The organism is Nonomuraea sp. NPDC026600, assembly GCF_040638335.1.
Lineage (GTDB): Bacteria > Actinomycetota > Actinomycetes > Streptosporangiales > Streptosporangiaceae > Nonomuraea.
Genome location: NZ_JBEZYD010000032.1, coordinates 24668 through 45821 on the forward strand (window position 1 = coordinate 24668; position 21154 = coordinate 45821).

Annotated in this window: 18 protein-coding genes; 11 read left to right on the forward strand and 7 right to left on the reverse strand. The window is 69.7% G+C overall.

All coding sequences use genetic code 11. The features are described 5' to 3' along the window. Positions 1-13: 13 nt before the first annotated feature. The 3 genes from hutU to AB0F17_RS47720 all read right to left on the reverse strand — a co-directional run bounded on the left by hutU (position 14) and on the right by AB0F17_RS47720 (position 4125). A complete protein-coding gene (hutU, locus tag AB0F17_RS47710; RefSeq protein WP_358037629.1) occupies positions 14-1687 on the reverse strand; it encodes a urocanate hydratase in 1674 nt (557 codons plus the stop codon). 69 nt (positions 1688-1756) lie between these two features. After that, the gene (locus tag AB0F17_RS47715; RefSeq protein ID WP_358037631.1) at positions 1757-2617 is read right to left on the reverse strand and encodes a MurR/RpiR family transcriptional regulator; all 861 of its coding nucleotides are present in this window, start codon (positions 2615-2617) and stop codon (positions 1757-1759) included. A gap of 14 nt (positions 2618-2631) precedes the next feature. Then, entirely contained in the window at positions 2632-4125 is a 1494-nt protein-coding gene (locus tag AB0F17_RS47720; protein WP_358037634.1) for an aromatic amino acid ammonia-lyase, read from the reverse strand. A gap of 123 nt (positions 4126-4248) precedes the next feature. On the opposite strand from AB0F17_RS47720, the gene AB0F17_RS47725 reads away from it, so the two are divergent. From AB0F17_RS47725 to AB0F17_RS47740, 4 genes are read left to right on the forward strand one after another with little or no spacing between them, the layout of a single operon-like run. Next, positions 4249-5337 (forward strand): ATP-binding cassette domain-containing protein, encoded by a 1089-nt coding sequence (locus tag AB0F17_RS47725; protein WP_358037637.1) that lies wholly within the window; start codon positions 4249-4251, stop codon positions 5335-5337. Further along, positions 5334-5981 carry an ABC transporter permease gene (locus AB0F17_RS47730; RefSeq protein WP_358037640.1) on the forward strand — a complete coding sequence of 216 codons (648 nt, stop codon included), beginning with the start codon at positions 5334-5336 and terminating at the stop codon, positions 5979-5981. Before AB0F17_RS47725 ends, AB0F17_RS47730 begins: the two co-directional genes overlap by 4 nt. Further along, a complete protein-coding gene (locus AB0F17_RS47735) occupies positions 5978-6640 on the forward strand; it encodes an ABC transporter permease (RefSeq protein WP_358037644.1) in 663 nt (220 codons plus the stop codon). The genes AB0F17_RS47730 and AB0F17_RS47735 overlap by 4 nt, the downstream gene beginning before the upstream one ends. A gap of 10 nt (positions 6641-6650) precedes the next feature. Then, positions 6651-7586 carry an ABC transporter substrate-binding protein gene (locus tag AB0F17_RS47740; protein WP_358037647.1) on the forward strand — a complete coding sequence of 312 codons (936 nt, stop codon included), beginning with the start codon at positions 6651-6653 and terminating at the stop codon, positions 7584-7586. 3 nt (positions 7587-7589) lie between these two features. Here the strand turns inward: AB0F17_RS47740 and AB0F17_RS47745 are convergent, their stop codons facing one another. Further along, positions 7590-8093 carry a hypothetical protein gene (locus AB0F17_RS47745; protein ID WP_358037650.1) on the reverse strand — a complete coding sequence of 168 codons (504 nt, stop codon included), beginning with the start codon at positions 8091-8093 and terminating at the stop codon, positions 7590-7592. Between the two features lie 255 nt (positions 8094-8348). Between AB0F17_RS47745 and AB0F17_RS47750 the strand changes: the two genes are divergently transcribed. The 5 genes from AB0F17_RS47750 to AB0F17_RS47770 all read left to right on the forward strand — a co-directional run bounded on the left by AB0F17_RS47750 (position 8349) and on the right by AB0F17_RS47770 (position 14108). Further along, positions 8349-9128, forward strand: a complete 780-nt coding sequence (locus AB0F17_RS47750; RefSeq protein ID WP_358037653.1) for a hypothetical protein — start codon at positions 8349-8351, stop codon at positions 9126-9128. 247 nt (positions 9129-9375) lie between these two features. Then, positions 9376-10014 (forward strand): hypothetical protein, encoded by a 639-nt coding sequence (locus AB0F17_RS47755; protein ID WP_358037655.1) that lies wholly within the window; start codon positions 9376-9378, stop codon positions 10012-10014. A 75-nt stretch (positions 10015-10089) separates the two neighbouring features. After that, the gene (locus AB0F17_RS47760) at positions 10090-11469 is read left to right on the forward strand and encodes a DUF4331 domain-containing protein (RefSeq protein ID WP_358037658.1); all 1380 of its coding nucleotides are present in this window, start codon (positions 10090-10092) and stop codon (positions 11467-11469) included. 6 nt (positions 11470-11475) lie between these two features. Further along, on the forward strand, positions 11476-12777 hold the full coding sequence (locus tag AB0F17_RS47765) for a tetratricopeptide repeat protein (RefSeq protein WP_358037661.1): 1302 nt from the start codon (positions 11476-11478) through the stop codon (positions 12775-12777). Beyond that, a complete protein-coding gene (locus AB0F17_RS47770) occupies positions 12774-14108 on the forward strand; it encodes a High-affinity nickel-transporter (RefSeq protein ID WP_358037663.1) in 1335 nt (444 codons plus the stop codon). Before AB0F17_RS47765 ends, AB0F17_RS47770 begins: the two co-directional genes overlap by 4 nt. 271 nt (positions 14109-14379) lie before the next feature. Here AB0F17_RS47770 and AB0F17_RS47775 read toward each other — a convergent pair whose 3' ends face one another. Then, positions 14380-14988, reverse strand: a complete 609-nt coding sequence (locus AB0F17_RS47775; protein ID WP_358037666.1) for a DJ-1/PfpI family protein — start codon at positions 14986-14988, stop codon at positions 14380-14382. 254 nt (positions 14989-15242) lie between these two features. Here AB0F17_RS47775 and AB0F17_RS47780 point away from each other — a divergent pair, with 254 nt between their 5' ends. After that, on the forward strand, positions 15243-16793 hold the full coding sequence (locus tag AB0F17_RS47780; protein WP_358037669.1) for a M4 family metallopeptidase: 1551 nt from the start codon (positions 15243-15245) through the stop codon (positions 16791-16793). A 96-nt stretch (positions 16794-16889) separates the two neighbouring features. Beyond that, a complete protein-coding gene (locus AB0F17_RS47785) occupies positions 16890-17309 on the forward strand; it encodes an SHOCT domain-containing protein (protein WP_358037672.1) in 420 nt (139 codons plus the stop codon). Between the two features lie 89 nt (positions 17310-17398). Here AB0F17_RS47785 and AB0F17_RS47790 read toward each other — a convergent pair whose 3' ends face one another. Then, positions 17399-19390: a hypothetical protein gene (locus AB0F17_RS47790; protein WP_358037675.1), complete on the reverse strand. Its 1992-nt coding sequence runs from the start codon at positions 19388-19390 to the stop codon at positions 17399-17401. Between the two features lie 67 nt (positions 19391-19457). Then, positions 19458-21104 carry a dihydroxy-acid dehydratase gene (ilvD, locus tag AB0F17_RS47795; protein WP_358037678.1) on the reverse strand — a complete coding sequence of 549 codons (1647 nt, stop codon included), beginning with the start codon at positions 21102-21104 and terminating at the stop codon, positions 19458-19460. Positions 21105-21154: the final 50 nt, after the last annotated feature.

The following is a 21154-nucleotide window of genomic DNA, read 5'->3' on the forward strand; positions in this document are numbered from 1 at the left end:
TCATCGAGATCGATCACGCCTCGTCGCCTTCACGCATCGGGATCCGCACGCCGCGCTCCTGGGCGACCTCGGTGGCCCGGTCGTAGCCGGCGTCGACGTGCCGGATGACGCCCATGCCCGGGTCGTTGGTGAGCACCCGGCGGATCTTCTCGCCCGCGAGCGCGGTGCCGTCGGCGACCGTGACCTGCCCGGCGTGGATGGAACGGCCGATGCCGACGCCTCCGCCGTGGTGGATGGACACCCACGACGCGCCGGAGGCCACGTTGACCATGGCGTTCAGCAGCGGCCAGTCGGCGATGGCGTCGGAGCCGTCGAGCATCGCCTCGGTCTCCCGGTACGGCGAGGCGACGCTGCCGCAGTCGAGGTGGTCGCGGCCGATGGCCAGCGGGGCGGAGATCTCGCCACGGGCCACCATGTCGTTGAACCGGTCGCCGGCCTTGTCCCGCTCGCCGTACCCGAGCCAGCAGATGCGCGCGGGCAGGCCCTGGAAGTGGACCCGCTCCCTCGCCAGCCGGATCCAGCGGGCCAGCGACTCGTTCTCCGGGAACAGGTCCAGGATCGCCTGGTCCGTCTTGGCGATGTCCTGGGCGTCGCCCGACAGCGCCGCCCAGCGGAACGGCCCCTTGCCCTCGCTGAACAGCGGCCGGATGTAGGCGGGCACGAAGCCGGGGAAGTCGAAGGCCCGCGCGTAGCCCGCCAACTGGGCCTCGCCCCTGATGGAGTTGCCGTAGTCGAACACCTCGGCCCCGGCGTCCTGGAAGCCGACCATCGCCTCCACGTGCCGGGCCATCGACTCCCGAGCCCTGGTCGTGAAGCCCTCGGGGTCCTTGTCCGCCTCGGCGGTCATGTCCTCGAACGCCACACCGATCGGGAGGTACATCAGCGGGTCGTGCGCCGACGTCTGGTCCGTGACGATGTCGATCTCCGCACCACGCGCGAGCAGCTCCGGTACGGCCTGCGCCGCGTTGGCGACCACGCCGATGGACAGCGGCTTACGCGCGTCCCGCGCTTCGTAGGCCAGCCGCAGCGCGTCGTCCAGCGACGAAGCCTTGACGTCGAGGTAGCGGTGCTCGATGCGCCGGTCCACGGAGCGCGGGTCGCAGTCGACGCAGATGGCCACCCCGCCGTTCATGGTGACGGCCAGCGGCTGGGCGCCGCCCATGCCGCCCAGCCCGGCGGTCAGGGTGATCGTCCCGGCCAGCGAGCCACCGAACTTCTTGGTGGCCACGGCCGAGAACGTCTCATAGGTGCCCTGGAGGATCCCCTGGGTGCCGATGTAGATCCAGGAGCCGGCCGTCATCTGCCCGTACATGGTCAGGCCGAGCTGCTCCAGCCGCCGGAACTCCGGCCACGTGGCCCAGTCGCCGACCAGGTTGGAGTTGGCGATGAGGACTCGCGGTGCCCATTCGTGCGTGGTCATCACGCCCACCGGGCGGCCCGACTGCACGAGCAGCGTCTCGTCGGCCTTCAACGTGCCGAGCGTGCGGACGATCGCGTCGTAGGAGCGCCAGTCACGGGCCGCCTTGCCGGTGCCGCCGTACACGACGAGCTTGTCGGGATGCTCGGCGACCTCGGGGTCGAGGTTGTTCATGAGCATCCGCAGGGCGGCTTCCTGCTGCCATCCCTGGGTGTTGAGCTTCGTGCCACGCGGCGCCCGAACCGGGCGCGGACCGCTGCTCTGGTCCATGTTCCTGACCTCCCCCTCTGCGCAACTATTCATGCATGTCTATCTTGAATGAATCCATTCAGTCAATAGCTAGTCCGTGAACAGGCCGCGCGATGCCGCTGACTGCTCGAACGCCTCCAGGCGGGCCTGCGCGTCCGGGATCTCGTCGACCATGGTCTCCAGCAGGACCCGGCCGAGCATCATGGGCGCGCAGGCCGTGTCGAAGACCAGTTCCGTGCCGACCGCCGCGGGCAGAGCTACATCGGACAGGTCCGCCGACGGCGCGAAGGCGTTGTCGGCGATGGTGACCACGCTCAGCCCCGCCTTCTTGGCCGCGGACAGGCCGTCCATCAGCTCGGCGGGGTAGCGGGGCAGGGCGAAGCAGAGCAGGGCGCTCGCCCCGGCGTCGGCCGCCTGATCGATCCGGTCGACGAGCATGGAACCGCCCTCGGTGAGCAGGCGCACGTCGGGGTGGACCTTGGCGGCGAAGTAGGCCCAGCCCGCGGCCTGCGCCGCGCCCGCGCGCAGGCCGAGCACGAGCAGCGGCCGCGAGGGTGCCAGCAGCCGGGCGGCCTTGACGATCGCCGTCATGTCCGACAGCGAGCCGGCCAGATGCTGAAGGTTGGCGATCTCGGTGCGCACCGCCCGCTGGATCTCGCTCAGGGCCGCGCCTTCGCCCGTCTCGCCCCTGCCCAGCGAGTCGGGCAGGCCGAGCTCGCGCATCTGCTTACGCAGCGCCGGGTAGCCGTCGAACCCGAGGGTCATCGCGAACCGGGTCACCGACGGCTGGCTCACCCCCGCGAGCTCGGCGATCTCCACGCTGGACAGGAAGGCCGCCTGCCCGGCGTGCTGAACCAGGCAATGCGCGATCCGCCGCTGGGCGGGGGTCAGCCGATGCCCTTCGAACAGGCGCAGCAAGCGTGCCTGCGGCGCGACATCGTCCGTGTTCATGACTCTCCAGAGGTCTACAGATCGGCCAGTGCGTCGAGGAGACCGGCAGCCGCCGAGACGTCCGCCGTGAGCGGCCGGTCCTCCATCGATAGCTCAAGATTGTCGTCCACCAGCGCGTACGCGCGACCTACCGGCAAGGACCGGTCCTCCCAGGCCGGCTTCTTCGCGCTGTTCGGGTCGAGCTGACGCAGGGCGCGGACGGCGGCGACGAGCTCGCAGCCGAGCACCAGCCGGAACGCCTCGACGGCCCGCAGGACCTGGCGGGCGGCCTGCGAGGCGAAGCTCGCGGCCTCCTCCACGCTCCGCGACAGTACGGCATGGCCGGACGAGGCCGGAGCCGCCGCGTTCCGCAGCTCGGCGAGGGCGGCGTTCGCGCTGTATTCGAGGATGAGCACCCCGGAGCCGGCCGACGCCTCACCGGCGAGGAACGGACGCAGCCCCGTGATGCCCGGCTCCGCCAGGGCCGCCAGCCGCGCCGCCGACAGCCGCGCCGTCGGCAGGAGCGCAAGAGACAACTGGTCCAGCGCGAGCGCCACGTGAGCCGAGAAGAAGCCCCCGTGGTGGTACGACGCCGGCCCGCCGTCAGGGCCGTCCGCGCTGATCAACGGGTTCTCCGCGCCCGCGTTGAGCTCGACGGCCAGCACCCGCTCCAGCGCGTCGGAGGCTTCCAAGGCCGGCCCGTGGATCTGGGGGAAGCAGCGGAAGGCGTACGGGTCCTGGATGCGGCCGGTCGGTGGCGCGGGCCGATCCGGCGCGCCGACGAGCCGGCGGACCTCGGCGGCGGCACGGACGTTGCCCGGATGCGGGCGCGCGGCGTGCACCGGTTCGGCGAAAGCCTCCAGCGAGCCGTCGACGGCCAGCAGGGAGAGCGCGGCCACCACATGGGTGGCCCTGAGCAGGCGGTCCAGGCTGTGGCGGGCCAGCGACGCCTGTCCCAGGGTGAGGGCGTTGCTACTGATCAGGGCCAGCGCGTCACCGGTTTCGAGGCTGATCGGGGGTGGCGGGGTGGGACCGCCGTGCCAGGGGTGCTCTCCGGCGAGGGCCAGGCCGAGCTGGGACAGCGCGGCCAGATCGCCGGTGCCGACCGCGCCGTACTCGTTCACCGGCGGGTGCACTCCGGCCTCGAGCGCCACGGTGAGCCCGCGGACCACCTCGGGACGGAGCCCGGCGCTGCCCACCAGGAGCTGGTTGAGCCGGACGATCATCATCGCCCGGACCTGCCTGGCCGGCAGCAGTGCCCCTATCCCGCCCGCGTGGCTGCGCAGCAGGCGCAGACCGTGCAGGTCGAAGTCGGCGGGATCGACCTCCAGGCTGCGATTGGCGCCGACGCCGGTGCTGCGCCCGTAGACGCGCCCGGTGGCGACGAGGTCGCCCGCCCTGCGCCACGACCGTTCGACCTTGTCGTAGGCGGGCGGGGGCACCTCCACGCGGGCCCCGCCGTCGGCGATCAGCGCGACTGTCTCGCTGTCAAGACCATGTCCGTCGAGCTCGATCCGTGGGACGCCCATGCCTACGATTCGAGACGCCACAACGTTTCAACTCTCTTTCACCTGCGCAAAGCCGACTATTGACATATTTTCATTCATGCATGAGTCTGCATGATTACATGCAAACCGGCAAGGGTGGTGCCCATGATCCGATTCGAGTCAGTCACTAAGAGGTTCGCCAACGGCACGACAGCCGTGGACGACCTCTCCGTGGAGTTCCTCGAAGGAGGCATCACGGTGCTCGTCGGCTCCTCCGGCTGCGGCAAGACCACCTCGCTCCGGATGATCAACCGGCTGGTCGATCCCACCTCCGGCACGGTCAGCCTGGGCGGGCGCGACGTACGAGAGCTGCCCGCGGCTCAGTTGCGGCGCGGCATCGGATACGTCATCCAGCAGGCGGGCCTGTTTCCGCACCGTACGGTCCTGGACAACATCGCCACCGTGCCGACACTGCTCGGCTGGGGCCGGCGCAAGGCCCGCGCCAGGGCCGCCGAGCTACTTGAGGTCGTCGGACTGGCCGCCGAGTCCGGCAAACGCTATCCCCACCAGCTCTCCGGCGGCCAGCAACAGCGCGTGGGCGTCGCCCGCGCGCTGGCCGCCGACCCGCCCGTCCTGCTCATGGACGAGCCGTTCGGGGCGGTCGACCCGGTGGTCCGGACCCTGCTCCAGGACGAACTGATCCGGCTGCAGGCCGAACTGCACAAGACCATCGTCTTCGTCACCCACGACATCGACGAAGCCGTACGGCTCGGCGACCGCATCGCGGTCTTCCGCACCGGCGGGCACATGGTCCAGTTCGCCCCGCCCGCCGAACTGCTCGCCCGGCCGGCCGACGACTTCGTCGCCGGATTCCTCGGGGCCGAACGCGGGCTGAAGCTGCTCTCTCTCATCTCCCTGCAGAATGTGCCGTACGAGCCGATCTCAACGGTACGGACCACGGACACGGCCGCGCAGGCGCGCGCGGAGGCGACGGGGCGGTGGCTGCTCGCGGTCTCCCCCGACGGCAAACCCGCGGGCTGGCTGGACGTCCACGCGCTCGACGGGTCGGATTCGATCGGACAGGCGGCCCTCACCCCGGTGCGCGGCCTGACCGATGCCGACTCACTGCTCTCGGCGCTCAACGAGACCGTCTCCTCGCCCACCGGGATGGCGGTGCGGGTGGACGCGGCGGGCGTGCTGGTCGGGGCGTCCAGAGACGACGTCGTGCACGCCCATCAGCGGAGCCTCGCATGATCATCGAATGGGGCTGGCTCACCACGCACACCGACGACCTGCTGGCGCTCACGCTGGACCACCTGGCGACGGCGGTCCCCGCCGTGCTGCTCGGCCTGCTGATCGCGCTGCCGCTCGCCGTGGTCGCCCACCGGGTCCGTCCGCTGCGCGGACTCCTGCTCGGGATCTCCAACATCATGTTCACGGTGCCGTCGCTGGCGCTGTTCGTCCTGCTGCTGCCGATCACGGGGCTGACCAGGACGACCGCGATCGCCGGGCTGACCGTGTACACCCTGGTCGTCCTGCTCCGTAACACCGTCGAGGGGCTCGACAGCGTGCCCGCCAAGGTCCGGGAGGCCTCCCTCGCCATGGGTACGGGCCGACTCGGCACTCTGGTGAAGGTCGAGTTCCCGCTCGCCCTGCCGGTGATCATGGCTGGGGTCAGGGTGGCCAGCGTCATGACCATCTCCCTGGTCAGCGTGGCCAGCTACATCGGGTACGGCGGCATCGGCCAGCTGTTCACCGATGGCTTCCAGCGCAGTTTCCCCACCCCCGTGCTCGCCGGAGTGGTCCTCACGCTGATGCTCGCGCTGGCCGCCGACGCGGTGCTCGTCCTTGTGCAATGGCTCTGCACCCCCTGGATGCGCAAGGGAGCGCGCGCATGATGGATCTCTTCTCCCAACTGGCCGCCTGGCTGACCACCGCCGGTCAGTGGGCGGGTCCGGAGGGCATCGGCCAGCGGCTGCTCGAGCACGTGGAGTACTCCCTGCTCTCCACTCTCGTCGCCGCGCTGATCGCTCTGCCCATCGGGTTGTTCATCGGCCACACCGGGCGGGGCGCGTTCCTCGCCATCAACCTCTCGGGCTTCGGTCGTGCCCTGCCGACCGTGGGCATCGTCACCCTGGTCTTCCTGGTCAGCGGCCTGAGCATGACCCCGGTGTACATCTCCCTGGTCGCGCTGGCCGTCCCGGCGATCGTGACCAACACCTACGCGGGCATGGCCGCGGTCGAGGCGGACACCAAGGACGCCGCCCGCGGCATGGGGATGACCGGGCTTCAGTCGTTGTGGCGGGTGGAGATCCCTCTCGCCGCCCCGCTGATCATGACCGGGGTGCGGCTGGCGACCGTACAGGTCATCGCGACCGCCACCATCGCGGCCTACGTCAGCTTCGGCGGTCTCGGCCGGTACATCTTCGACGGACTCGCCCAGCGCGACCTCACCCAGGTCCTGGGCGGCGCCGTCCTCGTCGCGGCCCTCGCCGTGGCCGTGGACCTCATCCTCGCCGGAATCCACCGCATCCTCTTCCGCCACCGCCTTACCTGATGGAGCCTTCATGAATCGCCGGAACTTCGTCGCGGGCGCGCTCGCCCTCGCCGCACTCCCCGTACTGGCCGCCTGCGGCGGCGGCACGACCAGCCTGAACACGCCGACATCCGCCACCGGGTCCGCCGCCGCGCCGGCGGAGTCCACGATCGTGATCGGTACGGCCAACTTCTCCGAGAACCAGATCCTCGGCTACCTCTACGCCGACGTCCTCGACGCCGCGGGCGTGAAGACGACGGTCAAGCCCAACCTCGGCTCGCGGGAGATCATCGTGCCCGCGCTGCAGAACGGCGACATCGACCTGCTGCCCGAATACCAGGGCAACCTCCTGCTGCACTTCGACCCCAAGGCCACCGCGAGCGACTCCGACGCCCTGCAGCAGGCGCTCACCGCCAAGCTGCCGCAGGGACTGGAGGTCCTGCCACCCGCGGCCGCCGAGGACGCGGACGTCTTCACCGTCACCAAGGAGACCGCGACCAAGTACGGCCTCGCCACCCTCGCCGACCTGGCCAAGCACAACGGCAAGCTGGTCTTCGGCGGACCCCCGGAGGTCAAGACCCGCCAGGTCGGCGTGGTCGGGCTCAAGGACGTCTACGGTGTCGAGTTCAAGGAGTTCAAGTCCCTCGACGCCAGCGGACCGCTGGTCAAGGGAGCCTTGAAGAGCGGCGGCGTCCAGATGGCGAACCTTTTCAGCACCGACGCGGACATCGCGAAGAACGGCTGGGTCGTACTGGCCGACCCGAAGCACCTCATCCCGGCCCAGCGCGTCGTCCCGCTGATCCGCACCGACAAGGCCACCGACACGGTCAAAACCGCTCTGGCCAAGCTGAACACCGCGCTGACCACCGAGGAGCTGACCAAGCTCGACTCGCTCGTGGACAACGACCACAAGGACCCTGACGACGTCGCCGCCGAGTGGGTCAAGGCCCACGGCCTGTCGAGCTGATCCTTAATGGCCGGAAACCAAGGTCTTTAGCGCGACAATGGCCAGGCCGAGGATGAGGTTGGCGATTCCGGAAACGACAACGACACCTCTGGAAGAGCCGATCTGGACCGCAGCCGTAACGGCCCAGCCGACCTGACTGGCCACGGCGACACATAGCGCCGCCCAAGCCGCAACCGTGTTGGACATCCCCAGCCCAGACGCCAGAGCGGCGGCTATGGAGGGCGGAAACGAAGCCTGTGCCAGCGGCCATTCGCGCCTGGCGACCGCCCGCAAGTTCCCCAAGGTAAGGGGCCTGGCGGGATATCCGGAACTCACGACCTGAACGTAGACATGGGTGATCCAGAACACCACCCCCGTACAGATCAGCAGAATAACCAGATCCGCCGGAGTCGGCGGTCCACCCTCCGCGGCGGAGCCGGCGACCACGGAAGCCGCCAGCAGCGACCCATACACGGCACCCCCGGAGTGCACCCGCTCCGCTGCCGCACCCGTTTCACGCCCGTTCATGAATGCAGTGTCCTTTGCGCCCGTCCGATCAGCCGATCGACGGGCGCAGGCATGTACAGACTTGGCGCAGGACTTCCCAGGATCTGCCGACAAGTCGATCAGGCAGGCCCGGGACAGGTGGCACCACCGCGCAGCGGACCCTGATCCGCGGAACGAAGGCGGGACGGCACCTATCAGACAGCAGCTCTATGTGATGTCATAACTACTGTCTGTAATCGCCATGCACCGTCCCCCTGCCCCCGAAGGAGAACAAGCATGCGCTTGAATCGTGCGGCCCTGATAGCCGGTGGCACCGCCCTGGCCACCGTCCTCCTGTCCGCCCACCCCGCGATGGCGGCTCCACCCGGTTCGCCGGGAGGCGGCTGCCTCTCGGAAGGGCAGATCGGCAGCTACCTCTCCAAGGAGGGCAGCGCGAAAGCCACCTTCTCCACCGAGTTCCTCAACGAGCTGAGCAGGGCCGGAATCAGGTTCGAGACACTGGACCCGATCGAGCCGGCCGACGGCGGCATCGCCGCCTGGATGCCCATCGGCGAACGGTACGACAACATCGAGACGCCCAGCGGGCGGGTCTGCTACCCCGGCGGTTTCCGCTTCAGCAACGACGCGACGGGCGCGACGTACGAGATCAACACCTTCTGGGTGCTGTTCGCGGCCATGGGTGACAGCAAGTTCTTCGCCACACCGACCGTCAACGGGCAACCCCGGTCCGGCGGTGAGCTGACCATGGTGAACTTCAGCGTCCCGCAGGCGCTGGCCCCCGGCAATTTCGTCCCGCACAACGGAGGCGTCGGCCCGCTCAAGGTCATCCTGTCCATGGATCGGGGCTGGGCCTCGGACCTCAACAAGGAACTCGGCACCAAGTTCTACGGCGGCATGCACTGGGCCGACCTGGACATCGCCTGGCAGGGCCCGCCCAGCCGGCCCGTCAAGTCCGGCTCCTCGCTCGGCATGCTCGGGCTCAAGGTCGTGAGCGACGCCATCCAGGGCCAGGGCGGCTCCGGCCTGCCCCTGCCGAAGCCAGGAGGCTTGTTCTAAGCGACGTCCACTTTTGCCCGCAGGCGGCCCGTACGACGGGGCGCCTGTGGTCATGGATCGCCGTCGACAACATTCCCGGCATTTTCTCTCCGCGCCATTGATTGCTTTTCCCATGCCCGAATTCAGGACGCGAATTTCCGTGGTGAGCTTTTGAAGATTCCTTTACAAAGAGTTATTAGACAACTACTTTAAGTGAGTCACTGCACGTCAGAGGCACTTCGATGTCTCACCGACGAAAGGTCACGCCGTGCGTGCTCTTGTTCGCGTCGCTCAAACAATCGTGATCGGCGCCGTGGTTTTCACGGCCGCACCGGTCTCCGCTGCCCAGGCCAGTCCCCCGTCCATCCCGCCGCCCAGCGCTTCTTGTTTCCGGTTTCCGTACTTCGGCCCGAAGGGACACGCGAACTTCGACTTCGGCCGCGATGTCGTCCGGCTCCTCGACGAGCGCGGCGTGAAGGTGGAGGGCATCGCGCCTATAGAGGCCAAGCCCGGTAACAAGGGCATCTATATGCCCATCGGCTGGAAGCAGGACCATATCGACCCGTGCAACGGCGTCTACTACCCCGGCGGCTTCATCCTCAATGACGTCAAGAGCGGGCACAAGATCGCCATCCACGACATCTACCTGCGTGTCGACGGGACACACGCCCAGGTGGAGATCGACGGGCAGCCTCAGGGCGAGCAGCTCGTGGCCACGTACAAGCTGCTCGAGTTCGCCTGGAACGTGCCCACGCCGCGCCCGCTCGAGGGCGGCATCGGACCCAAGTACTGGCCTTTCTACACCAGCGCGTACCTCAGCAAGACGGTCAAGGACCTGACCGGCATCTCGCTGAACGAGGGCGACTACCTGGCCAACCTCGACGCGGTCGTCCAGTACCTGCCGTAGGCGACGCCCCCTGACCTGAGGCTCCACCGGGCCGTGCCCCTGGGCGCGGCCCGGTACTCGCGAAACGAGAGACAGATGCAACTGACCAGCGCTCGGAGCCGGTGGACGTGGATCGCCGGCGCCTCCATCGCCGTCCTGACGGCCACGGTGCTCCTCGGTCCCACGATGCGGCCGAGCACGGCGAGCAGCCACTGGGACGCCCCCGCCACCACCCTCAACAAGCAGATCGACGCCACCGACCTGTACGCCTTCACCAGCCCGGAACGGCAGGACACGGTCACGATCGTGGCCAACTACATCCCTTTCCAGGCTCCGTACAAGCCGTACCAGTTCGACACCGACGCCCGCTATGAGGTGCACGTCGACAACACCGGCACCGGCAAGGCCGCCGTCACCTACCGATGGACCTTCGCCAGCAAGGGCCTGCCGGTGCCCTCCTTCATCCGCAAGCGCGAGCACAAGGCAGGCCCGCTGGACTCCCTGGTCGAGCAGAGCTACACACTGACCAGGTTGCGCGACGGCAAGTCGGAGACCCTGGTCCGCGACGGGTACGCCGCCCCCACCGACATGGGCGTCCTGGTCACTCCCAACTACCCGGCACTGCGCCGCAAGGCCGTCGTCGACCTGCCCGGCGGGGGCAAGGTGTTCACCGGCACCACCGCCGACCCGTTCTACTCCGACAACCACGCCGTCAGCCTGCTCAGGTTCGGGCTCCCGTTCTTCCCCGTCAAGACCGGGGTGCCGATGAACGTCAGCTCCCTGGCTCTGCAACTCCCCAAGTCGGAGCTGGCGCTCGGCGGCGACCCGGCCCGCAACCCGGTCATCGGCGTCTGGACCACCGCCTCCCGCAAGTCGAGCGGCCTGCTCGGCTCGGGCTCGGCCGATTACAAGCAGGTCTCCCGGCTGGGCAACCCCAACTTCAACGAAGTGATCATCCCGCTCAAGCAGCGCGACCACTTCAACACCCTGCGGCCGGACGGTGACGAGAGCGGCAACCTCGTCGTGCCAGCCACGCTCGACCCCGACCAGGCCACGGTCGTCGCCAAGCAGGCGAATGTCACGGCGCCGCCGGCCCCGCGCAAGGACCTTGAGCAGATCTACCTCACCGGCCTCACCACGCGGGCGGACGGGCCGATCAAGCAGGATCTCAACTCCCACCTGCTCAACCAGGACGCCCCGCGCGTCGCCAAGGCGGAGGAACTGCGGCTCAACATGAGCACGCCCGTCGCCACCGCACCCGACAAGTACGGCATCCTCAAGGGCGACGCCCAGGGCTATCCCAACGGCCGACGCCTCATCGACGACGTCGTGACCGTCAACCTGCGGATGCTCCTGGGCGAACCCGCGGGCCGGGGCGCGCCGGGCCTCATCGCCGAGGACAACCCGGCGTTCCTGCTCAAGCCCATCACCGGCAGCTTCCCCTACCTGGCGCTGCCCGTCACCGCCACCGGCTGAACCCAGATGAGCAACGTACGGCGATTGCTGCCCCTGCTGGGATGCGTGCTGCTGGGCTGCGTCCTGCTGACCCTGTACGCCCCCGGCGGACTCCTGCGCCGGGACGAGCCGCCTCCCGCACCGGCGGACTGGTCACCGTACGACCTGGCCGGATCGATCGAGGCCGCCCAGACGCACCTGCGCCGTCACCCCGACGACGCGGCGGTCTGGGCGAGCCTCGGCGGCATGTACCTGGAGCAGGCCCGCCGCACCACGGACACCGCCTACTACGGCAAGGCCCAGGGCGCGTTCGAACGTTCACTGCGCCGGCCCACCGGCGACGGACAGCCGTACATCGACGCCGTGATCGGCATGGGCGCGCTGGCCAACGCCCGGCACGACTTCGCCGGCGCGGTGCGCTGGGCCGAGCAGGCCCGCAAGGAGGCGCCGTTCCGCTGGGCTCTGTACGGCGTGCTCACCGACGCCCACCTCGAACTCGGCCAGTACGAACAGGCCGAGACCGCGCTGCGCCGCATGCTCGACGGCCGCCCCGACCTCGCCTCCTTCACCAGGGCCGCCCGTCTGGAACACCTGCGCGGCAGGCCCGGCCCCGCCCGCGAGGTGCTGCGCCGCGCCTGCGCGATCCCCGGCGACGCCGCCGAGTACGCCTTCTGCCAATGGCAACTCGGCGAGCTCTCCTGGAACAACGGCGACCCTCGAACCGCACTCACCGCCTACACCCAGGCGCTGGCCGCCGAACCCGAACACGTCGCGTCGCGGGCCGGCAAGGCGCGCGCGGAGGCCGCGCTCGGCCACACCGACCAGGCCCTGCGCGACTACGCCACCGCCGTCGCGCGTTCCCCGTCGTTCGTCGTCGAATACGGGGAACTGCTCGAGCACCTCGGCGACGGGGACGGGGCCAGGCGGCAGTACGCCGTCTTCACCGCCCAGCACAAGCTGCTGGCCGCGAACGGAAACGTCGACAGCCTGGCCATGGGCATGTTCGAGGCGAACCACGGCGACGCGGATGCCGCGGTCCGGCACCTGCGGGCGGAATGGAACCGACGCCGGAGCGTCGAGGTCGCCGACGCGCTCGGGTGGGCGTTGCACCAGGCCGGGCGCCATGCCGAGGCCGCCACCTACGCCGCCCGAGCTGACGCGCTCGGCGGGCGCAACGCGCTGTTCGCCTACCACCGGGGCGAGATCGAGCACGCGCTCGGACACACCGCCGCCGCCCGCACCCACCTGAGCAGAGCGCTGTCCATCAACCCGCACTTCTCCCCGGCCGGGGCGACGCGGGCGCGGGCGCTGCTCGCGGAGATGCCATGATCACAGCACTCGCCACCGCCGTGATCATGGCGGCGCATCCACTGGGGAACTTCAGCATCAACCACTACGACGGGCTGACGATCCACCGCGACAGGATCGAGCACCTGGCCATCGTGGACCTCGCCGAGATCCCCACCCTGCAACAGCCGCCGACCGGCCCCGCGGACACCCACGCCCGTCGCACCTGCGCCGAGTTGCGTGACGCCGTCCGCGCGCAGGCCGGAGGGCGGCTGCTGACCTGGCGCGTCACCGACGCCTCCTTCGTCTACCAGCCGGGCGCCGCGGGGCTGCGCACCAGCAGGCTCACGTGCCACCTGACCGCGCCGCTCCGCGTTGACCGGCCGCTCGCCCTCACCTTCGCCAACGGCTACCGTGGCGACACCGTGGGCTGGCGGGAGATCACGGCCAAGGGGAACGGCGTGCGCCTGCGCGACTCCAGCATCCCTGCGCAAAGCGTGTCGGGCGAGCTACACGACTACCCCGCCGACCTGCTCAGCTCACCGCTCGACGTACGCCAGGCGCGCCTGACGGCGGAGCCGGGCGACGGCGGCTCCGGCGCGCCGGCGGACGTGCCGGGTGTGGATGCCGTCACCCGCTACACCGGCCTGCTGGCCGACCGGCTCAACACACTGATCGGCGCCGACCGGCTGACCGTGCCGCTCGGGCTACTGGCCTTGCTGTTGTCGCTGGCGCTGGGCACCGTGCACGCGGCCATGCCCGGCCATGGCAAAACCGTCATGGCCGCCTACCTCGCCGGACGGCAACGACGGTTGCGGGACGCCGTCACCGTCGCGGCCACGGTCACCGCCACCCACACGGCGGGCGTGCTGGCTCTGGGGATGCTGGTCACGGTCGCCAGCGCGATCGCCGGTGAGGTGGTGCTGAGCTGGCTCGGCGTGGCGAGCGGACTCCTCATCGCCATGATCGGCGCCGGCCTGCTCCACTCCGCCTTCCGCAACCGGACCCGCCACGGTCATGGACATGGTCACGGGCACGGCCAGGGGCACGGTCACGGTCACGGGAGGGGGTCGGGTGGGGTCGTGGCGCTGGCTGTAGCCGGTGGGCTGGTGCCCAGCCCGTCGGCCCTGGTGGTCCTGCTCGGCGCGATGGCACTGGGACGCACCGCGTTCGGCGTCCTGACCGTGGTGTGCTACGGACTCGGCATGGCGGTCACGCTACTGATCACGGCGCTCGCCCTGCGCAGGCTGGGCGACCTTACCTTGGGAGGGCGGATGCAGCGGTTGCGCCCGTACAGCGCCGCCATGACCGCCACACTCGTCCTGCTCGTGGGCACGGGTGTCACACTGCGCGCGGTGGCCGCTCTCGTCTGAAGACCTCATGCGCCGATGGGTGATGAGGCACGGGGTGCCGTGCCCGTCAGTGATCAAGTGGCACTTCGAGCCCGTCCGGCTCCCTACGGCCCACGCCCACTACGGTGCGTGACAGGGCTGTTGTCCGGCTGATCCCGCTGGGTTGTCCGGCTGACCATCGATCGGCGATCCTGCGTACGCGCAGCCCGCGAAACAGGGAAAACTTGGCCTGCGAAACAGGGAAAGCGGCTCTGCGTAGCCGTCCGCCGCTGGTCAAAGCTAGTAAGACCAGTCAGTGCAACGCTGCCTCGACCGCACGCACCCTGGACATGACGCGCTGAACGATCTCCTGCTTCTCGCCTACAGGCGCCGCATACTCGATCACGGCCCAGGCCGCAGCCTCGCCGACCGTGTGGAGCAGCGTCCACGCTGCCAGATACACAGATGCCAGGCATCCGCCCGCGGTCGCGATCGCGCCCTCCGCATGGAACGGCGCGTCCAGTACCGTCACCCCGCACTCCTCGAGCCAAGGCCGCGTGATGGTGTCGGTGCAGGCAGGTCGCCCGGCAAGGAGACCGAGGTGCGCGAGTACCAGGGCTCCGGAACACTGCGAGCCGATCAACTGTCGGGCGGGGTCAAGCGGCAGACGCGCCAGCAGCGTGTCATCAGCCACGACATCGCGCGTCTTGATGCCACTGCCGAGGAGAACGACGTCAGCCTCGGCGACAAAGTCCAACGGCCGCTGACCGGTCACCTCCACGCCATTCATCGAGGTCACAACAGGCGCGGGTGTCGTGATGTACGCAGTTACGCCGTGCCGGCGAGCACGATTGATCAGCCCAGACGCGATAAAGCTGTCGAGTTCGTTGAATCCGTCAAATGTGACGACCGCGACCTGCAAGACCACTCCCTGTACAGCTATTCATCACAAGCTCATACGGTACAAGTCTCACACACGAGCCGACGCGTCCATTTACTGCCAACGCCCTACCGGCAGCCCAGCGCTGGTTCCCCGGTCACCTGGCCTTGTTGTCGATCCATACCACGGCGTTATGGGCAAATTGGGAGGTATCACTTAGGTCACTCGAATGTCAGTCTGAGTACACCCCAGCCGGCCGGGGCTCGTCCACTCCACCCCCCTGAGGAGCAACGAGCGTGAACCCCAAGCTCAGGTTGGGCACTGCCGCCATACTGGCGTTAGCCCTGGCCATCACCGCACAGGCGGGCGTCACAAGCGCGAACGCCCAGGTGACCGACCCGCCCTCACCCTCGGAGCGCGGCACCGCGGTGGCGACCACACAGAGCGTCATCGCATCCAGCCGAACCCAGCTCCTGGCCGCCGACCAGGACGCTTTCTCCCTGTCGTCGGCCATCGCCGGCGTCAACGGCATACAGCACCTCACGTACACGCGTACCTACGCCGGCCTGCCCGTCTACGGCGGCGAGGTAGTCATGACGACCGACAAGTCCGGCAAGGCCGTCAGCACGATCGACACCGGCCAGCAGGCGAAGATCGCCCTGGACACCAAGCCGCAGATCGCCGCGCAGGCGGCGGCGGACACGGCCCGCAACGTGGCTCCCAAGGCCACCTCGATCAGCGCACCGGCTCTCGTGGTGCACGCCGCCACGTCCACGCCACGCCTGGCGTGGGAGGTCGTGGCCGCCACCGACGACCAGTCCAGCATCCTGCACGTGTACGTGGACGCGCGTAACGGCCAGGTCATCGACAAGTGGGACCAGGTAGTCGACGGCACCGGCAACAGCTACTACAACGGCAACCCGGTCACCATCGACACTTCCCCGTCGTACTCGATGGTCGACCCCACGCGCACCGGCGTCCAGTGCGGCGGCCAGAACGGCGCGGTGTACACCAAATCGACCGACAGCTGGGGCACCGGCAGCGGCACGAACCTGGAGACGGCCTGCGTCGACGCGCTCTTCGCAGAGCAGCGCGAGTGGAACATGCTCCGCGACTGGCTCGGCCGCAACGGCATCAACGGCTCGGGCCGCGGCTACCCCGCGAGGGTCGGGCTGAACCAGGCCAACGCCTTCTGGAACGGGTCGTACGCCTCCTTCGGCCGCAACTCCGCGAGCACTCGGCAGGCCACCTCGATGGACGTCGTCGGGCACGAGTTCGGCCATGGCGTCTTCCAGTTCTCCGGCGGCAGCGGCGGCAGCGGCAACGAGTCCGGCGGCCTGAACGAGTCGACGGGTGACATCTTCGGCGCGCTGACCGAGGCGTACGCCAACGAGCCGGCCAGCCTCGACCCGCCCGACTACCTGGTCGGCGAGGAGGTCAACCTGGTGGGCAGCGGCGCGATCAGGAACATGTACAACCCGTCGGCGCTGGGTCACCCGAACTGCTACAGCTCCTCCATCCCGAGCACCGAGGTGCACGCGGCGGCCGGACCGCAGAACCACTGGTTCTACCTACTGGCCGAGGGCACGAACCCGAGCGGAAAGCCGGCCAGCACCCGGTGCGACGGCGGCGCGGCCATCACCGGCGTCGGCGTCCGCAAGGCGGGCCAGATCTTCATGACCGGCCTGAACATGAAGACGTCGCCGTGGACGCACGCCAAGGCGCGCGTGGCCACGCTGCGGGCGGCCAGGACGCTGTACACCGGCTGTGTCGAGTTCAACGTCATCAAGGCGGCCTGGAGCGGGGTGAACGTACCCGCGCAGAGCGGCGAGCCGACCTGTCCCTGAGCACGATGGCGGCCCTGCTCAGCGCGGATCATCCGTAATCCGCCTGAGCAGGGCGATACCCCTCAATAGGGGTATTACTGCTGTACGGTTCGCGCTGTGGCCTACCGCATTCGCGTGTGCATCGGTGCTCTCATCTCGCTGGCCTGCCTCGGGCTCGCGCTCTACGCCTTGTTTCAGCTTGTCCGTGGCGGTAGCTGTTCCTCCGGCGGGGTTCACGTCTCCGCGCGCCAGTGTCCGCCGGGCACCGAGAAGTGGGCCTGGGTGCTGCCGGGCGCGATCATCGGCGGGCTCCTCAGCTTCTTTCTGGGTACGTTCAAGGGCTTCGGCCCGGCGCCGGAGGCGACGCGGACCCGTGGCGGGATTCCCCTGGGCAGTCCTGGCCGCGCCACCGGCGCGGCGGCACCAGACCGCGATCCGATCGTCCGGCTGCGCCTGCTCCGCGAGCTGCTCGACGCGGGCACGCTGTCGCCCGCCGAGTTCGAGCTGGCCAAGGCGAAGATCCTGAACGAGATGTGACCAGCGGGGCAAGGCAACCGGCCGGCCAACTGCGATACCGGACCGGTCGGGTCGCCAATCCGCCGTACTCTGCGACAAATCAGGATGCGTCAGTGCTTGCGCTTCTTGCCGTGGCCGCGACGCCGCTCGCGTGACCCGGTTGCGTTACCGGGCACGAGGCGCAGCGGGTGGGCTCGGGCCAGCTGTGGCAGGAGCGCGCCCAGTTCCTCCAGGCCGACGACGTCAGGATGCCCAGAGCTCAGGGCCGCCTCGATCACCTCCGCCGCGTCCTTCCCCGCCATGTCGGTGATCTCCTGAAGGACTGCCTCCGGTCCCCCGAGCTCAAGGAGGATGAGCAGCTCTTCCGCCAGGAGCAGGAGTTGTTCCCGAGCGCTGAGGGACTCGGGCTGCAGGTGTTCGCCGTCGAGGAGCGAGGCCAGGGCGATGGGTCCCAGGACCGGGTCGTCGCGCAGGCTGCGGAGGATCGACAGGCCGTCGGTCAGGGCTTCCGTCATGGTGCCGAGCATGGCCGTCGCACGCGTACGGAACGGGCAGCCCCGTATGGCCCGCAGCAGCGTCTCGACGTCCTGGCCCGGCACCGCCAGCCAGCCGGACAGCTCGACCGCGACTGCCTCCGGCGGGTACTGCTGGGCCAGCAGGCCCAGCATTTCGGCGGGCGGTGCGGTGGCCAGTTCGCCGATCAGCGGAGCGTCGCGGCCTTCGGCGAGCATGCGTTCCCGCGTGGCCCGCAGGCCCAGCGGCGTCAGCCGGGCCAGCAGCAGGTCAGGATCGCTCAGGCGGGCCAGCAGCCGGACGGCCGCCGCCGCGTCCAAGGGCTGGTCTTCGTCATCAAGGTCGCTGGAGTACAGCTCGTCGGCCGCCCCACGGCTCAGCTCCACGGCGCCGAGCGCGGCCAGCGACTCGAGCGCCGCCACCAGATCCAGATCGACCTGCCGCCGCCACGCCTCCTCCCGGACGTCCTCGTCGTCGACCAGGTAGTACTCCTTGCAGGCCAGCCACACCGACTCCTGGAGGCGGACCACGGGGACGGGACTCGGCAGGCCGTACATCGAGTTCAGCACGTCCGGCAGGATCTCCTCGAAGGACTCCACGAGCATGGAGGAGTCGTCCCAAGACGTGGGCGGCGCCCCGATCGTGCTGCCCAGCTCGAAGAACACCTCGAACGCGCGTCTCCACAGGGCTTCGGGATCGCGCAGGATCGGCGCGGCCTTGGCCACCCGGAGCAGCCGTCCCTTGCTCGTACGGGTCAGGCGTGCTTTCTTCGCCCAGGTCAGCAGGCGGTTCACCTGGCTCATCTCGATGACGCGCAGGTTCTCCTCCCCGGTTTCCAGCAGCGTCGCCAGCTCGCGGGCATCGGGGCGCCGGAGCGCCCCCGCGGCGGTGAGCGGTCGCCCGTCCGTCCCGGCCCACTCCGCCACGGCGGCGAGTTGCCGGACGATCTCGCTTTGAGCCGCCGCCTCAGCGAGCTCGGCCGCGGGGGCGAGGGCGATGGGCGGCTGGGCGTACGCGCGCTCCTCATCCGGCCCCGGTTCGGTGAGCTGGGCCATCGTCAGCTGGTCGAGGACCTCGGTGTCGTACGGCACCCGCCCGGCGTCGATGTCCCGCTGGAACCTCTCCACAGCCCGGCGATCGTCGAAGTCGACACCACTGTCGAGCGCGGTCTGCGTCCAGAACTTCGCGACGCTCCGGCGGAGCGGATCGTCCAGCGCCGCGGTGTACTCGGCCGTGGTCACGGCGGCCGGCAGCTTCGCCACCTCGGTGCCGCGCGGGTCACGCAGACCTGACGCGTCGAGGTATCGCAGGAGCGTCTGCAAACTTTCCGGCGCGGCGTCGAGCACGTCCCGAGGGGCGACGACGTAGTGGGGGATCCATTCCAGCAGGAAGCGCCGCACCTGCGCCGGGTCCCAGTAGGCCAGGCGGCCGTCGCGGCTGCTGTGTCGCGATTCGAGGGCCGCCGCCAGCACCGTGGGGTCGGCGGGCAGGCCGCGCTCGTCGGCCCAGGCGAGGCAGCGGCGGGTCAGCAGGTCCGCGGCCGCCTCGTACGCGTCGGTCTCGTCTGGTTCGAAAAAGGTCCGTGTCATCGTCGTCCAGGCTAGCCAGCCGGGAAGGCCGGCATCGGTCGTTCAGGCTAACCAGCCAGGAGGCAGGTCAAACGGTCACCGCGCCGTCCGAGGCGGACCCGACGGTCGCCGCGTACTTGGCCAGCACCCCCCGCTCGACCGGCCGCTCCGGCCGCACCCAGGCATCCCGCCGACGCCCCAGCTCCTCCTCCGGCACGCTCAGATCGAGCGTCCCCGCCGCGCTGTCGATGACGACCACATCACCGTCGCGTACCAGCGCGAGAGGCCCGCCGACGTACGCCTCGGGCGCGACATGCCCGATGACCATTCCATGCGAGACCCCACTGAACCGCCCGTCGGTGACCAGCGCCACCGAGTCCCCCAGCCCCGTCCCCACCAGCGCCCCTGTGATCGACAGCATCTCCCGCATCCCGGGCCCACCGGCCGGGCCCTCGTAGCGGACGATGATCACATCGCCCGGCCGGATCCGCCCCTCCTGGATCGCCGCGAAACAGGCCTCCTCGCCGTCGAACACCCTGGCCGGCCCCTCACGCCGGAAATCCTCCTTGCCGCTGAGCTTCAGCACGCACCCGTCAGGAGCGAGCGAGCCACGCAGGATCGCCAGTGCCCCGCGCGCCTTGGCCGGGTGTTCCACGGTCGCCACCACCTGCTGCCCCGGCGTCTCCTCCGCCGCCGCGGCGACGTCGGCGTAGGTACGGCCGTCGACGAGCAGGGCGTTCGGGCGCAGCAGGCCCGCCTCCAGCAGCCGCCGCGCCACCAGCGCCGTGCCGCCGGCGCGCCACAGGTCGGCGGCGGTGTGCGCGCCGCTGGGCATGAGCCTGGTGATGATCGGGACCTGCCGGCAGATGGCGCCGATCTCGTCGACGCGCAGCGGCAGCCCGGCCTCGCGGGCGATGGCGAGCAGGTGCAGTACGGCGTTCGTCGAGCCGCCCATGGCGGCCACCGAGACGATGGCGTTGTGCAGGGCGTCCTCGGTGAGGACGCGCGAGGGCCTGGCGTCGCGGGCGAGCGCGTCCATGACGATCTCGCCGACGCGCTCGGCGGCGGCGTTCTTGGTGCCGGCGACCGCCGGGATGTCGCCGATGCCGAACGGGGCCAGGCCGAGGAAGTCGGCGACACCGGCCATGGTGTTGGCGGTGTACTGGGCGGCGCAGGTGCCGGGGCCCGGACACGCGTACTTGGCCAGGTCGTCGACGTCGGCCTGGTCGAGCCGGCCGACCGCGCGCTCGCCGAGCGCCTCCCACATGTCCTGGATGGTGACGTCCCGGTCGCGCCAGCGGCCGGGCATCATGCTGCCGCTGTAGAGGACGACGGCGGGTACGTCCAGGCGCGCCAGCGCCATGATCGCCGCCGGTACGGTCTTGTCGCACCCGACCACGCACACCAGTGCGTCGAACCCGTGCGCCCGCCCCATCAGCTCGATCGAGTCGGCGATGATCTCGCGGCTCACCAGGGAGGCGCGCATCCCGGGGGTGCCCATGGTGAGGTTGTCGGAGACGGCGATCGTGTTGAACTCCATCGGCGTGCCACCCGCCCTGCGTACGCCGGTGGCGACGTGGGCGGCCAGTTCGCGGTGGGTGAGGTTGCAGGGCATCGTGCCGGTCCAGGTGGAGGCGATGCCGATCATCGGACGGCGCATCTCCTCCTCCGACATTCCCATGGCGTACAGGTGAGAGCGGGCGGGCGCGCGGTCCGGGTCATCGGCGATGCTCATGAAGCCACCCTACGAACAGGGCCGCCTCGGACGTTAGGCGGCATCGGCCC

Bases quoted from the DNA above. Each gene is read 5' to 3' on its own strand.
- AB0F17_RS47735 (WP_358037644.1), top strand. From the start codon at position 5,978: ATGATGGATCTCTTCTCCCAACTGGCCGCCTGGCTGACCACCGCCGGT.
- hutU (WP_358037629.1), bottom strand. From the start codon at position 1,687: ATGGACCAGAGCAGCGGTCCGCGCCCGGTTCGGGCGCCGCGTGGCACG.
- AB0F17_RS47765 (WP_358037661.1), top strand. From the start codon at position 11,476: ATGAGCAACGTACGGCGATTGCTGCCCCTGCTGGGATGCGTGCTGCTG.
- AB0F17_RS47790 (WP_358037675.1), bottom strand. From the start codon at position 19,390: ATGACACGGACCTTTTTCGAACCAGACGAGACCGACGCGTACGAGGCG.
- AB0F17_RS47725 (WP_358037637.1), top strand. From the start codon at position 4,249: ATGATCCGATTCGAGTCAGTCACTAAGAGGTTCGCCAACGGCACGACA.
- AB0F17_RS47720 (WP_358037634.1), bottom strand. From the start codon at position 4,125: ATGGGCGTCCCACGGATCGAGCTCGACGGACATGGTCTTGACAGCGAG.
- AB0F17_RS47715 (WP_358037631.1), bottom strand. From the start codon at position 2,617: ATGAACACGGACGATGTCGCGCCGCAGGCACGCTTGCTGCGCCTGTTC.
- AB0F17_RS47740 (WP_358037647.1), top strand. From the start codon at position 6,651: ATGAATCGCCGGAACTTCGTCGCGGGCGCGCTCGCCCTCGCCGCACTC.
- AB0F17_RS47745 (WP_358037650.1), bottom strand. From the start codon at position 8,093: ATGAACGGGCGTGAAACGGGTGCGGCAGCGGAGCGGGTGCACTCCGGG.
- AB0F17_RS47760 (WP_358037658.1), top strand. From the start codon at position 10,090: ATGCAACTGACCAGCGCTCGGAGCCGGTGGACGTGGATCGCCGGCGCC.
- AB0F17_RS47730 (WP_358037640.1), top strand. From the start codon at position 5,334: ATGATCATCGAATGGGGCTGGCTCACCACGCACACCGACGACCTGCTG.
- ilvD (WP_358037678.1), bottom strand. From the start codon at position 21,104: ATGAGCATCGCCGATGACCCGGACCGCGCGCCCGCCCGCTCTCACCTG.
- AB0F17_RS47750 (WP_358037653.1), top strand. From the start codon at position 8,349: ATGCGCTTGAATCGTGCGGCCCTGATAGCCGGTGGCACCGCCCTGGCC.
- AB0F17_RS47770 (WP_358037663.1), top strand. From the start codon at position 12,774: ATGATCACAGCACTCGCCACCGCCGTGATCATGGCGGCGCATCCACTG.